A 15586-nucleotide genomic window follows, 5' to 3' on the forward strand; every position below is an offset into this window, starting at 1 on the left:
AATATAAATTTCATGGTATACTTTAAGCTTCTGTTTTCCGCAGACTCGGATTCTAGCACGCGATACGATCTATCGCCTGTTTCGAAGGCAGCTTTGAAATGTCGGCTGAGCCGCCATTTCCTGGCCGCTTTCTGCGCTATAATATATCAATTTTTAATATTGAAAATTAAACCCAAATACGAAAGGATGAATCCCCTATGCCAGAACTCGTAGTGAAACCCGACAACCGCCAATTGGCTTTTGATCAAATCCGCCTCTCCGTTTACGCCGACCGTATCCTGAACGGCCTTGAGCAATTAAGCAAAGAAACCTTGCTGCGCGGGGTGCAGTCCAAGCTTCGCCGGAGTGAGGTCAGCGGAGAAGAAATCAGTAGTGCCTTCACCATGAGCGCCCTTGAGCTCGTAACCAAAGAAGAACCGGACTGGAAGTTCGCTGCTGCCCGCTCGCTTTTGACGACCCTATACAAAAAAGCCGCAGTTAACCGCCGCTATAAAGCATACCCGGATGAGCCATACGGCGAATTGTACCCGCTGATTTCCGATCTGGTGAAGAAGGGCATCTACCGTGAAGAACTTCTGACCCACTACACCAAAGAACAGATTGCCGAGCTTGGCAGCTGCATTGATTATACACGCGACCTGCTGTTCGATTACATCGGCTTGCTTACCCTGTCCGACCGTTACCTGGCCCATGACTTTGACGGGCGTGTGATGGAGCTTCCGCAGGAGCGTTATATGATTATCGCTATGTTCCTCATGCACACAGAGCCGGAAGAGAAACGTCTGGATCTGGTCAAAGAAGCCTACTGGGCGATGAGCAACATTTATATGACGGCTGCAACGCCAACGATGTCCAACGCTGGTAAAAAGGTTGCCGGACAGCTCTCCAGCTGCTTCATCGACACCGTCGACGACTCGCTCGAAGGTATCTTCGACTCCAACACCGACGTAGCCCGGCTGAGCAAAATGGGCGGCGGCATCGGCGTCTACCTCGGCAAGGTGCGGGCCCGCGGCTCCGATATCCGCGGCCACAAGAACACCAGCTCCGGCGTTATCCCATGGATCCGCCAGTTGAACAATACCGCCGTCAGCGTCGACCAATTGGGTACCCGCAAGGGTGCCGTTGCCGTCTACCTCGACGTCTTCCATAAAGATATTCTCGCCTTCCTCGACCTGAAGCTGAACAACGGCGACGAGCGGATGCGCGCGCATGACGTGTTCCACGGCGTCTGCCTGCCGGATCTGTTCATGGAGGCCGTAGAAGCGCGCGGCCACTGGAACCTTTTCTGTCCGCATGAGGTGAAGAAGGTAATGGGCTGGAAAGATGAGAACGGCCGCGCACTCGGCCTTGAGGATTTCTATGACGAAAAGCTTGGCCAAGGCGCATTCCGCGACAAATATGCCGAAGCTACCGCCAATCTGGAGCTGTCCCGCATTACGGTTCCGGCCATCGACATCATGAAGCGGATTATGAAATCACAGCTGGAAACCGGCACACCTTACATGTTCTACCGCGATACAGTGAACCGCTCTAACCCGAACCGGCACCAGGGGATGGTCTTTTCCTCCAACCTGTGCACGGAAATTATGCAGAACCAGTCGCCAACGGTCATTGAGAGTGAAGAGCTGGTTACCAAAGACGGCCAGACCCGGATCATTATCTCGAAGGTTCCCGGCGACTTCGTAGTCTGCAACCTGAACTCCATCCACCTGGCACGCGCCATCCCGGCCGGAGTGCTGGAGCGGCTGGTGCCGATTCAGGTACGCATGCTCGACAACGTCATCGACATTAACAATATCGAAGTGCTGCAGGCGCAGTACACAAACAGCCAATACCGTGCAGTTGGCCTCGGTACCTTCGGCCTGCATCACCTGCTGGCGCTGGAGGGCATCCGCTGGGAGTCCGACGAAGCCGTGGAATACAACAATCACCTGTATGAGCACATTAACTATCTGTTGGTACGCTCCAGCATGGAGCTGGCCCGCGAGAAGGGCCGCTATCCGAAGTTTGCCGGCTCCGACTGGGATACCGGAGCCTACTTCGACTCGCGCGGTTATACAAGCGGCGAGCAGGAAGGCAAATATGTGACAACTGAGCAGTGGCGTGAGCTGCAGCAGGAAGTAGCGAAAGACGGGGTACGCAATGCCTGGATGTTCGCGATTGCTCCAAACGGCTCGACCTCGATCATCGCCGGCTCCACAGCCAGTATTGATCCTCTGTACGAGCTGCTCTCCTACGAGGAGAAAACAACCTACAAGATCGCCAACCCGGCACCCGATCTGTCCGAGAAGACGATTTGGTACTACAAAACGGCGTTCCTGATTGACCAGAACTGGTCGATCCGCATGGCCTCAGCCCGCCAGCGCCACGTCGATCAGGGCCAGAGCTTCAATCTGTACGTGACGCCGGACATCAAGGCCACCGATTTCCTGAACCTGCATCTGAACGCCTGGAAGGGCGGACTCAAGTCGACGTATTATGTGCGGAGCCGTGCATTAACCATAGAAGAGTGTGAATCTTGCGCGAGCTAATTGTCTTCATGCCTTGAATAGAAACACGGTGATGTATTCGTAACTGCGAGGAATGTTTGGGCTTCCGGCCGCTGTTGTCATCAGATGTCTTGATTGCACCGCTCATAGCGGATGACATCCGATGACAGCCTGTGCTTTCGATGCGAGCTTTCCTTCGGAAAGCTTTCAGGCAGTCGCTGTCGCTCCTACAGCTCCAAACTTCCTCTCCGTGTTATTTTCCTACCCATTTTTAATCAATAACGGGAATTCCTGCCGCTACCTGTGCCCCTGGATTGAAAATCGCAGAAGGAACGGGAATTCTGCCCGCTAAGTTTTCACAAAAGGGCTCTATTTGATAAACAGACCATAATAGCGACATGAATTCCCTCTATAAGCATAAATAGAACCATTCATACAAAATTACCGGGTGACTTTCCCGTTACCCCCTTAGGAGCCAGGAAGCTTGTTCCCCCTCTCCGTTTGGAAGCCCGCTTCCGGCGAGAGGGCATGTCGGCGGAAACCTTTCACTAGTTAGCTGTGCAAAATATAGGAGGGAAACAAAATGCAACTGCAAAAGATTTTTAATACAGAAGCGCCGAATATGTCTACCCGCATCATTGACGGGGAATGTTCGGGCATTCTGAACTGGAACGATATCCGCATGCCGCATATGTATAAGCTGTACAAGGTGCTGCTGCTCAACCACTGGATCGCCGATGAAATTCCGATGTCCAAGGACGCCCAGCAGTTCCCGATGCTTGAAGCTGAAGAACAGCGTGTGTTCAAGATCAACATCTCTCTGCTCGCGGTGCTGGACTCCATGCAGACCATGTTTGTGGGCGACGTAAAGCGGTATTTTACCGACTCTTCCCTGGAGGCGATCTCCGCGATCATCGGACAGCAGGAGGTTGTGCACAACCAATCCTACTCCTACGTCCTCTCTTCCATCGTTTCGGACAGCGAGCAGAAGGAAATCTTCGAATACTGGAAACATGATCCGGTCCTGCTGGAGCGCAACCAGTTCATCTCCGATATTTATCAGGAGTTCCGCGACGAGCCGTCGAAGGAAACCTTTTTCCGCGCGCTGGTAGCCGATCTCATTCTGGAAGGCATTTTCTTCTACAGCACGTTTGCTTTCTTCTACAATCTGGCCCGTGACCAGAAGATGATGGCAACCAGCCAGATGATCTCCTACATCCAGCGCGACGAGAACCAGCATTGCTACTTCTTCGCGGAAGTGTTCAAGCAGCTGCTCGCGGATTTCCCAGAGCTCAACACTCCGGAGAATATGGATTACGTGTACCGCACCATCGACCGCGCCGTAGAGCTGGAAACCAACTGGGGTCACTACACACTCACCAACGTGCGCGGCATTGACATGAACGAGCTGAGCGATTATATCAAATACACAGCTAACAAACGCCTGACCCTCATGGGCATGGAAAAAGCCTATAAAGGCGTGGACGTCAACTGCATGCCATGGATCAAGCCTTTCTCCGACGAAGCGCTGAACGCCACCAAAACCGATTTCTTCGAAGCTAAGTCGCGCAATTACGGCAAAGTCGGCGACGACAACGGGTTCGACGATTTGTAAGATTCGACCCAGCCGGCTGCAGATAGCAGGTCCAGGAATAACCTCAAAAACCCGGAAGAAGCCTTGGATAATCAAGGTTCTCCGGGTTTTTGCCTCTTCTGCTATTCAAAGTCACAGCTTTTTATAATATCCTGAGATCCTCTCTAGTTCAGCAACAACTAAATTCTTCAAGCAAGAAGGCTGGATAGAGATAATAGCTGTTCCATATTTGATGAAATAGCCCGAAATAAATTTTTCTTCTCCTTTATTATAAAATCCACATATTGTATATTTCTCCTTATTCACACTTAACGTCATAGACGGATAATGCTCCTTATAGAACAAATCCACTGCCTTTTCCGAAATCTCCACCTCAAAATCAACGGACCCCTCTAATTTATACATGTCAGCAGGGGATGACGTTAACTCATCCGCTTTTTTGGAAGGATGATCCTTCAATTCCTGCATTGATATTATTTTGTCGCACCTAAAAACCTGCACCTGATTATTCTTAAAATTAAATCCTGTGGCATACCACTGTCCATAAGATGCTGAGATATCAAAAAACTGAATCGTATAGGATTCTCCGGCACCATTTTTAGCATATCCAAGCTCGCATACTTTTTCCTCCAGCGCAGTTCTTAGAATTTCCTGGAGAAAAGGACTGCTGTTAGCATGCTTGTATGTCTCCAGCTTTAATAGTCGTTCCATTTGGAAGACCCTTAGTATCTGCTCACTGGAAAGACAGGATTCGAACTTCTTCTTCAATTTTTCAACACTTAAATGAAAGGGTGTCGATTGATATGTTTTTAGTGTCAGCATTGAAAAATACAAAGCGTATACTTCATCTACTGTAAACACAATAGGTGACAACAATCTATTTTTCAAGATCCCATATTTTCCGTATCGCCCCAATTCAGAAAAGATAGGCATCCCTATTTCCTCTAATGACTGGATATCCCGCAAGGCTGTGCTTTTAGAGATATTGTATCTGTCCATAATGTCCTTTAAGTTAAATTGCTCCTGCCCGTTCAGAAAAATAATCATATCGTTTATCCGTTCCGACTTTTTCATTTGTTATCTCCTTACGTTCTGAAAGGTGTCAAAATATGATACCTTTCAGCAGTATACTTTACATGCAGGAGATATTAAAGGAGGAATAATTGTGGATACGAAAAGAGAGTTTCTAAGAATGATGGCACAGCAAACAGAAATAGCATTGGCAACCATTGCAGAAAACCGCCCGAAGGTTAGAATTGTAAATTTTTATTACGATGACCGATCACATTCCCTTTTCTTTTCAACGTTTGCCGACAATCAGAAAGTCAATGAGATAGAAAAAAACAACAGAGTGGCATTCACAACCATTCCATCCAGCGGCAATGAGCATGTAAAAGCGGAAGGTCTTGCTGTAAAAAGTGCAAAAAGCATTCATGATGTACAAGACGGATTCATCCATAAAATTCCCGACTACAAAAACACCATTGAGCAGGCTGGTGATTTCCTGATATTATTTGAAATTAAGTTTGAAACTGCTATTGTAACTTTAGATTTCGAAAATACTGGTATTTACTCAATTTAAGAGCAGATATAAACCGGACTTGAACCGTCCTCATGATCCCGCACGAGTTGCAGCCAGGCTGCGCAGCACCCCCTTCCACACATCAAAGAGCCCCCTGAATCCACCGGATAAAAGGAGCTCTTTGGTATTATAGTACGAGAGGCATAGTTAGCGCAGCCGGTTACTCTCCGGCCTTGCGGGCCGCTTTATGCGCAGTCTCTTCCGCCAGCTCCGCCAGTACGCTGTTCAGCCGCAGCTTGAGTTCCTCGGCCAGTTCAACTATCCCCTGATCACTCCGCACAGCCTGTGAGTCCACGGCATATACGCCGCCTAGAATATGCCGCGCGCCGAGCACGGACAATACCGGCTTCAGTGCGTAGTCTATGGTGAGCAAATGTGCCAGGCTGCCGCCCATAAAGAGCGGGAGCACGATTTTGCCGGCCAGCCCTTTTTGCGGGATCAAATCGAGGAAGGTCTTGAGCACCCCTGTGTAGGACGCTTTATACACTGGACTAACCACGATTACTGCGTCTGCTTCGGCTACAAGACCATTGGCTTTGACGATTGCTTCACTTTCAAACTTGGTATGGATCAAATCCTCCGCCGGCAGCTCAGCGACATTAATGCGCTCCACCTCAAACCCGCGCCCGCGTAAATCGTCCTCCGCATATTCAATAACCGCGTTGATCCGCGATACCAGAGACGGCGTTCCGTTGATCACAACTATTTTGCCCATTTCTCCACCTCTTCCGTTCATTTCACAATATATGCAAGATGCACCTGATCTCAAGCCTGAATACTTTAAATTAGTAATAATCCTATCAAAGAGCAAGGATTAATGTCAAACAGGAATTACCCTTGCACCCCGCAAAATCATGGGATATAATAAGCGGCAATACTATATCCCGACCAGGCCAATGAACGGCATCCAACCGCGAGGCGTCTGCGACCGGAGCATTTACTTGTTCCCTAAGTTTACCGGGTTTCGCCCGTTACCGCGAAGACCAAAGAGGATCGAATTCCGCTACTGAAGCAGCTTTACAGGGATTCGGTCAACCTGGGTGGCACCGCGAGCTGACGCTCCTCGTCCCATGGATGAGGGCGTTTTTTGCATTTTTTTAAACCAAAAGGAGCGAAGCGGTATGCTGGACATGAACTGGATCAGGGAGAATGAGGAACTCGTAAGAAACACGGCAGTGTGGAAAAATGTGGATTTCCCGCTGGATGAATTGCTGGAATGGGACGATAAGCGGCGGGGTTTGCGCCGGGACACGGAGCAGCACCGAGCACAGCGCAACACGCTGACCAAAGAAGTGGAACAGCTGCTGCGGCAAGGTGACACCCCAGGCGGAGAAGCTGCCAAGGAGCAGGTGCGGAAGATCAACGTCCTGCTCGGCAAGCTTGAAGCAGATCTGGCGGAGGCGGACCGCCGCTGCGGAGAGCTGCAGCTGCTCGCGCCGAACCCGGTATCGGGCGATACGCCCATCGGCGACGATGACAGCCAGAATGTGGAGCTGCGGCGGACCGGTGCGCTGCCGGATTTCGGCTTCGCGCCACGCGATCATGTCGAGCTCGGCGAACTGCATGATATCATCGATATACCGCGTGGTGTCAAGGCTGGCGGACCGCGCAGCTATGTGCTGAAAGGTACGGGTCTGAACCTGCATCTCGCTGTGCAGAGGCTGGCCCTGGATGTGCTGGCAGCACGCGGCTTCACGACAATGGATGTGCCGGTCATCGTCCGGCCGGAGGCGCTGGAGCGGACGGGATTTTTCCCCGGCGGCATGGATCAGACCTATGAGCTGACAGGTGAAAAACGCTGGCTGGCCGGAACCTCGGAAGTGTCGCTTGTTTCATTATATAGCGATGAGATTGTCGATCTTGCGGAGCCTATGCGGTTAGCCGGGATGTCCACCTGCTTCCGCCGCGAAGTCGGCTCAGCGGGACGCGATGTGCGCGGCCTGTACCGCGTGCATCAGTTCTCGAAGATCGAACAGGTTGTGTTATGCAGAGGCGATAACAAGGTCTCGGAGCAAATGCTGCAGGAAATTCTGGCGAATGCCGAGCATATTTTGCAGCTGCTCGAGCTGCCTTACCGGGTCGTGGCCGTCTGCAGCGGAGATATGGCGCTGAAAACGCATAAGCAATACGACATCGAGACCTGGATGCCCAGCAGAGGCGCTTATGGGGAGACCCATTCGGCCTCGAACCTGCTCGATTTCCAGGCCCGCCGTTCGGGCATCCGTTACCGGGATGAGGACGGACGGCTCCAATACTGCCACACCTTGAACAACACCGCAGTGGCTACGCCTCGGATTCTGATTCCGCTGCTTGAGAACCATCAGCAGGAGGACGGAACGATTTATATTCCGAAGGCGCTCCAGCCTTATATGGGGGGCAGGGAGTACCTCCCTGCTCCGGCACAGACGGAGAAATAGCAAATACCGTTCCTGCAAAACTCTTTCTTATCGTTTCACAAATGCCCTTGGCCTTACCGCGGCCGGGGGCATTTTTACGTTCTCTTCACATAAACATAACATACAGATAACACTAACCAACTCAGAAAAAGACAATCTCAAACCTATCATTTCATAGATTCAACACAACTCTTTGGATTGAACGAGAAAAATATCATCGTCTTTTGTGCTCCGAACCGAAATTTCCAATATTTCTATGTTATTCAACCCATGTTTAATATATATTTAATGGTAGACAACCTATCATTTAATGAACAAATGATAGAGTTAAGTTAGGTTGAGTGATTATCGTAAACGAGAGGAGAAGATTCGAACAAATGAAAATCTCATCAAGGCAAAGAAAATGGTGGTCTGCGGCACTCTCAATGCTGCTCATTACCGGTATTGCCCTGCCCGCACCACAGACCGCTTCTGCGGCCGAGGATAACAGCTCACCCGTAATCTCCCAGGTATATGGTGGCGGAGGAAACTCCGGAGCCAAGTACAAAAATGACTTTATTGAGCTTTATAATCCGACCGATACAGCTGTCGATCTGACTGGCTGGAAGGTTAGATATGCAGCAGCTGGTGCATCATCCAATTTTGAAGATAAAGAAAAAATGTTCACCCCATTAAGCGGGAGTATCCCTCCTGGCGGATTCTTTTTGATACAGGAAGCGGCTGGCTCTGGAGGTACTGATGCCTTGCCGGCACCTAATTTGGTTTCCGAAGGTACCGCTGTCATTTCTATGGCAGGTGCAAGTGGCAAGGTTGAACTATTGGATGCTTCGGGCACCCGGATGGACCTTGTGGGGTATGGTTCTGCAAGTATTTTTGAGGGTTCAGGCCCAACTGGTCCCTTAACCAACACAACCGCGGCCGTGCGCAAGTCATCTAACGCTTTACCATCCGGAAATCGCGGACAAGATACCAATGATAATGCCGCAGACTTTATTACTACGCAAGCACCAGATCCGCGCAGTTCCGGTTCCGGGGTAGTCGACCCCAAATCTCCGGCCGTTGCCGCATCCATCGCTTCCGGCCTGCTCGTGGGCAAGGGAACTGAACTCGCCCTTACTACAAGCAGTGTAACCGCAAGCGTATACTACAGTGTATATGCAAATGGCAGCACTGACGCCTTAGCAGATTACGCATGGTATAATGCCCCGATTGTTCTGCAGGATGACAGTATCCTGATCAAAGCTTTCTCTAAAGAAGAAGGCAAACCCGACAGCGATATTTCACAGTTTAGCTATACGACCAAGGATGCAGTGAGCGGACTGACGATTCCCCAGATCCAGGGCACCGTCCAATCCTCTACTTATACAGGTCAATTGGTGAAGGGCGTGCCGGGCATTGTGACTTACACAAGCGGCAGCACCTTCTATATCCAGAACCCGGCGCCAGACAGCGATGTCCGGACTTCCGAGGCGATCATGGTCTACCTCCCCGGGAACAAGGTGAAGGTTGGTGATTCCGTGCTCGTGGACGGAACGGTCAAGGAATATAAGGAAGGCGGATATGATGGCGCCTCCGATCTGCTGACTACGGAAATTGCCGCAGCTCAGGCAAAAGTCATATCTTCCGGAAACGCTCTTCCCGCTGCTACCGTTCTTGGCACCGGTGGCCGTGCTATTCCCACTGCTGTCATTTCGGCCGGTTTGAGCAAAGAGCTTGAACCTGCCAAATATGCGCTCGACTTCTACGAGAGCCTTGAAGGCATGCGCGTTCAGCTCAATACCCCAAAGATTATCGGACCTTATGATCATGAAATTCCGGTTACCGTAAACAACGGTACCAGCACAACAGAAGTCAGCTCTCCGGCGGGCGGTCTGGTCCTGACAGGAGCAGACTATAATCCCCAGCGGATTCTGATTGCCAAGAAACCAAGCAGCCCGGTCAAAACAGGGCAGGTTTTTGCCGGCAACATCACCGGTATTCTCGGCTATGATTACGGAAACTTCAAAGTACGTCCGGATGCCGAACTGCCTGCGGTAAACCCGGGAACCTCCAAGGACCGGGAAACTACCCCTTTGACAGCCGAAGCGGACAAATTGACGGTTGCTTCATTTAATGTGGAGAATTTCTCCAAGATCATAGATCCCAAAAAACCCAATAAAATCGAAAATATAGCCAAAGCGATTGTAAGCAATTTGAAAACACCGGATATCGTCGGCCTGCTGGAAATCCAGGACAACGACAGTGCCGCGGACAGCGGCAATGTCGATGCAGCTGAGAGCTACAAGGCGCTGATCGATGCCATCACAGCACAGGGCGGTCCAGTCTATGCTTATACTGACATCTCCCCTGCAAACAACATGGATGGCGGTGCACCAGGCGCTAACATCCGGGCCGGATTTATTTACAACACTGCACGCGTTAAACTGGCTGGATCAGCCAGCAAAGGTGACGCAACAACAGCAGTTGCTTACACTAAAGACGGCGGACTCAGCCTGAATCCGGGCCGGATTGATCCAACCCACTCCGCATTCAAGAGTTCCCGCAAGCCGCTTGCGGCCGAATTTATGTTTAACAATGAAAAAGTTATGGTTATCGCTAATCACTTCAATTCCAAAACAGGCGATACTGGCCTTTATGGCGGCACACAGCCTCCGGTTAAGGCAAGTGAAACCCAACGGGCGGAAATCGCCAACGTGGTAAATGGCTTCGTGTCAGATGTCCTGACCAAGAATCCGGATGCCAATATCGTCGTGCTTGGCGATCTGAATGACTTCCAGTTTTCGAATACACTAAAGGTCCTGAAAGGCAGCGCATTGACCAATCTGATCGACACCCTGCCTCTGGGAGAGCGCTACTCCTATATTTATGAGGGCAATTCCCAAACGCTGGATCACATGCTGGTCAACAATAAGCTGGCCTCCAGATCCACACTCGACATCGTGCACATCAATGCCGACTTCCAGGAAGAAGAAGGACGGGTAAGCGACCATGACCCGCTGCTGACTCAAATTGACTTCGGTGCCGACACTTTCAACCTGCGTGTGCTGCACACAAATGATACGCACAGCCACCTGGAGAATGTAACCAGACGCACGTCGGCGATCAGCAGCGAACGCACAGGCAACACGGTGCTGCTGGATGCAGGGGACGTGTTCTCCGGAACCTTGTATTTTACCCAGTTCAAGGGGCAGGCAGATATCAAGTTCATGAACAACATCGGCTATGACGCGATGACATTCGGCAACCATGAGTTTGATCTGAACAAGGATCAGCCGGAAGTGCTGAAGGACTTCGTGACGGCAGCCAAATTCCCGTTCGCCAGCTCCAACATCGATTTCACTACGAAGAAAAGTGAACTCGCGGAGCTCTATCACAATACGATCGGAACGCTGGAAACCGACGAGTCCCTGAGCACGGCCAAGGATGGCAACATTTATCCTGCGGTCATAAAAGATATTTACGGCGAGAAAATCGGTATTTTTGGCCTAACAACCGAGGACACCGTTGGACTGGCATCACCAGGTGATAAAATCAGCTTCAAGGACCATGTAGAAAGCGCCAAAAACACAGTTAAAATGCTGGAGGACCAGGGAATTAACAAGATCATCGCCGTTACCCATCTGGGTTACACTGTTGATCAGGAACTGGCGAAGGCTGTTCCCGGAATTGACATTATCGTTGGCGGACATTCGCATACGAAGGTCGATAATCCTCCGACGCCAATTGTTAATGCCGGAACCGGCAAGAATGTACTGATCGTGCAGACCGGTGAATACAGCCAATTCCTCGGCGAATTGGACGTAACCTTTGATAAAGACGGTGAAATTCTCGCCTACAACGGCAAACTGCTGGATGTTAATCTATTCGGCGAGGATGCTGCAGCCAAAGCTTTGCTTGCTCCTTACGACGCTGAATTGGCAGCTGTCCGCAGCGAAGTCGTAGGCTTCACTGACGTCGACCTCTACACCAACCGCACCATCGACGGTAAGTCTGTACGTGTTGTACGTCAGGAAGAAACACCGATCGGCAACATGATTGCCGACAGTATCGCGGAAAAAGTTAAAGAGCTTATGCCGAATTTTGTGCCGGAGAGCGACCTTGCTTCCATTAAGGGCGTTGTGGCCATCCAGAATGGCGGCGGCATCCGTGCAGCCATCGACAAAGGCGACATCACGATGGGCGAAGTGCTGACCACACTGCCTTTCGCCAACAGCCTTGCTGCGCTCAAGGTAACGGGCTCGGAAATCATCTCCTCTCTGGAGAACTCGGTCAGCGGCCTGAGCTCCGACCAAGGACGTTTTGCTCAGGTTTCCGGCATGAAATACACGTATGATTCCACGAAAACACCTGAAATTGTGGATTCCATAACAGGCAAAGTAACACAAACCGGGGAACGTATCGTATCCGTCGATATCCTGCAGGCTGACGGCTCCTACGCACCGGTTGATCCGAACGCTTACTATCTTCTGTCCACGAACTCCTTCATGGCAGGCGGCGGAGACTTCTATCGTGCCCTGGCTGCTGCCAAGGCAGACGGACGTTATTATGAGCTTGGTCTTCCGGACTTCGAGGTTCTCTTGTCCTATTTGAATAAGCATAAACCGGTCAATGTCGAAGTCGAGGGCCGTATCACGGACCTGAAGGGAACTCCGTCACCGGACGAAGATTTCTCTTTACGCATTCTGCACACCAACGATACGCACAGCCATCTGGAAACTGTAGTTAAACGGATGACAGCGATCAAGCAAGAACGGACCGGCAACTCCATCCTGCTTGATGCAGGGGATGTATTCTCCGGCACACTGTATTTTACGAAATTCGAAGGACTGGCTGATCTTGAATTCATGAACTATATCGGTTATGACGCTATGACCTTCGGAAATCATGAGTTTGATAAAGGACTGCCTGCATTAAGAACGTTTATTAATGAGGCCAAGTTCCCGTTCATCAGCTCAAATATCGACTTCACGAGCAAGGATAACGAGCTGAAGGATATTTTTGTAAATCAAACCGGCGGCACTACCGCCACACCAGCACTGGATGGCCACATCTATCCTTCGGTCATTAAGGATGTGTATGGTGAAAAAATCGGCATATTCGGACTCACCACCGAGGATACCGTGGGCTTGTCTTCACCGGGTGACAAGATTGCCTTTAAAGATTACAAAACAAGCGCAGAGAACACAGTGAAAGCACTGAAGGAACAAGGCATCAACAAAATCATTGCTGTCTCCCATCTGGGGTACAACATGGATCAGCAATTGGCTGTTCAGGTGCCTGGCATCGACGTAATTGTCGGCGGGCACACCCATACCAAGCTGGACGCTCCTGTAATCTTCAATAAAGACGGCGAACCGACACTGGTTGTACAGACCGGTGAGTATGGCCAGAACCTCGGCGAACTGGATGTTGAATTCGACGACAACGGCGTTATTACCAACTATACGGGCAAGCTGCTGGACGTAAGCAAGTTCGCCGATGATCCGGCCGCTAAGGAAATGCTGGCCAAATATGACGTGCAGCTTGCGGAAATCCGCCAGACCCTTGTCGGCAAAACCGATGTGCCTCTGGTCTATGAACGACTTGTAGACGGAAAAACAACCCGTGTTGTACGCAAGGAAGAAACCAATCTGGGCAATCTCATTGCCGACGGCATTAACGCCAAAGCCAAGGAATTGGTAAGCAAGCTGATTTCTACCGAAGATCTTTCCACGATTAAAGGCTTTGTCGCTATTCAGAATGGCGGCGGCATCCGTGCCGGCATTGATCAGGGAGATATTACACTCGGTGAAGTGCTGACTGTAATGCCGTTCTCCAACAGTCTGGTGGCTCTCAAGGTTACCGGACAAGAGATTATTGATTCTCTAGAGAACAGCGTCAGCGGACTTGAAACCGACCAAGGACGGTTCGCACAGGTTTCAGGTATGCGCTATACCTACGACTCCACCAAACCGGCAGAAAAAATCAATGCAACTACAAACGTTCTGGAGCAGGAAGGGGCGCGCATAGTTTCGGTTGATATTAAACAAGCAGATGGCAGCTACGTTGCCATTGACCCTGCAGCTTACTATATCCTGTCCACGAACTCCTTCATGGCAGGCGGCGGAGATTTCTACCGCTCACTGGCTACAGCTAAGGCAGACGGCCGGTTCTATGAACTGTACCTGCCGGATTATGAGGTCTTTACCGACTATCTGAAAAAATCCGGCACTGTTAACCCTGCTACGGAAGGCCGTATTACCGATCTGAAAGGATCGACGCCAACAACACCACCTTCCACTGGTGGCGGATCGCTGCCAACGCCGGCACCAACACCTAGTGCAACACCGGCACCATCAGCAGCACCGCAGGTGACTACAATTACAGCAGCCGATCTGACCGGCAAATTGGCATCACTGCCTAGCGGCAGCAATGAGCTCGTCATTCCGGTTACCGCCACAGCAGGCGGAGTACAGGTTGTACTGCCAGGCAGCGTGCTGGTCAAGCAGGCCGCAACCAGCCCTGCGACAGTTCTTACGTTCACTTCACAGGGAGCTTCCTACTCGCTTCCGTTAAGTGTCCTGAACGGAACATCACTGGCTGCGCAGCTTGGCAGCACTGACTTTACGATTACAGTTTCCATGCTGCTGGCAAGTCCGGCAATACTCAGCAGCGTGAATCAGGCGCTGGCTTCCCAAGCCGGTTCCGTCACTCTGGCGGCTCCGGTCATTGAATTCAGCATTACCGCACAAGCGGGGACTAACAGTGTGCCGCTCAACAGCTTCGGAAGCACTTATGTGAAGCGGAGTATCACTGCTCCAGGGAAACTGAACTCCGAGAGTGCAACAGCGGTATCCTTTGATCCGGCAACGGGCAAAATTTCCTTCGTGCCTTCTCTCTTTACAACAAAGGCTGACGGAACTACCGATGTCACCATTAAGCGGAACAGCAACAGCTATTACACGGTTGTGAAATCAGCCAAAACATTCGGAGACATCACGGGGCACTGGGCCAAGTCGGCCATTGATCTCTTGGCCTCCAAGCTGATCATTACCGGAACCAGCGATACGGCGTTCTCCCCTGCCCAGAAGGTGACACGGGCGGAATTTGCGGCACTGATCACACGCTCCCTTGGCCTTGCAGCAACAAGCAGCGGAGCAGCCTTCAGTGATGTCAGTGCAAGCGCATGGTATGCCGATGCCATTCACACGGCAGCCGCAGCGGGCCTGATCACGGGCTACACAGACGGCAGCTTTAAGCCGAACAGTCCAATCACCCGTCAGGAGATGGCATCCATCCTGTCGAAGGCGATGAAGTACACCGGGGCAACCTTAACTGCTGATCCGGCAGCGCTGGCTAAATTCAGCGATGCCGCCGACATTGCCGCATGGTCGCAAAGTGCGGTAGAGGAAATTGCAGCAGCGGGCATCATCCAGGGCAGAGCAGACGGCTCATTCGCTCCACAGATGTCTGCTACCCGCGCGGAAGCAGTCACCATGCTGGAGAAGACTCTGAAGTCCCTTCAGTTCATCAACTAAGCTGAGAC

Annotated in this window: 7 protein-coding genes; 5 read left to right on the forward strand and 2 right to left on the reverse strand. The window is 51.1% G+C overall.

Annotated elements, in window-relative coordinates; translation table 11 throughout:
• Positions 1-197 precede the first annotated feature (197 nt).
• Positions 198-2531, forward strand: coding sequence for a ribonucleoside-diphosphate reductase subunit alpha (locus NYE29_RS07565; protein WP_076113856.1), 2334 nt, complete (start codon positions 198-200; stop codon positions 2529-2531).
• A gap of 541 nt (positions 2532-3072) precedes the next feature.
• Positions 3073-4104 carry a ribonucleotide-diphosphate reductase subunit beta gene (locus NYE29_RS07570; RefSeq protein WP_076113857.1) on the forward strand — a complete coding sequence of 344 codons (1032 nt, stop codon included), beginning with the start codon at positions 3073-3075 and terminating at the stop codon, positions 4102-4104.
• Between the two features lie 111 nt (positions 4105-4215).
• Here NYE29_RS07570 and NYE29_RS07575 read toward each other — a convergent pair whose 3' ends face one another.
• Positions 4216-5157: a helix-turn-helix transcriptional regulator gene (locus NYE29_RS07575; RefSeq protein WP_340895158.1), complete on the reverse strand. Its 942-nt coding sequence runs from the start codon at positions 5155-5157 to the stop codon at positions 4216-4218.
• A gap of 91 nt (positions 5158-5248) precedes the next feature.
• Here NYE29_RS07575 and NYE29_RS07580 point away from each other — a divergent pair, with 91 nt between their 5' ends.
• Positions 5249-5665: a pyridoxamine 5'-phosphate oxidase family protein gene (locus NYE29_RS07580; RefSeq protein WP_340895160.1), complete on the forward strand. Its 417-nt coding sequence runs from the start codon at positions 5249-5251 to the stop codon at positions 5663-5665.
• Positions 5666-5825: 160 nt separating this feature from the next.
• Here the strand turns inward: NYE29_RS07580 and ssuE are convergent, their stop codons facing one another.
• Complete coding sequence (gene ssuE, locus NYE29_RS07585) at positions 5826-6380, reverse strand: NADPH-dependent FMN reductase (protein ID WP_038585274.1); 555 nt, start codon at positions 6378-6380, stop codon at positions 5826-5828.
• A 406-nt stretch (positions 6381-6786) separates the two neighbouring features.
• On the opposite strand from ssuE, the gene serS reads away from it, so the two are divergent.
• Together serS and NYE29_RS07595 are read left to right on the forward strand one after the other, a co-directional pair.
• On the forward strand, positions 6787-8082 hold the full coding sequence (gene serS / locus NYE29_RS07590) for a serine--tRNA ligase (protein ID WP_340895161.1): 1296 nt from the start codon (positions 6787-6789) through the stop codon (positions 8080-8082).
• Between the two features lie 356 nt (positions 8083-8438).
• Positions 8439-15578, forward strand: coding sequence for a 5'-nucleotidase C-terminal domain-containing protein (locus tag NYE29_RS07595; RefSeq protein ID WP_340895162.1), 7140 nt, complete (start codon positions 8439-8441; stop codon positions 15576-15578).
• Positions 15579-15586 lie beyond the last annotated feature (8 nt).

Source organism: Paenibacillus sp. FSL M7-1046 (assembly GCF_038007405.1).
Lineage (GTDB): Bacteria > Bacillota > Bacilli > Paenibacillales > Paenibacillaceae > Paenibacillus_AQ.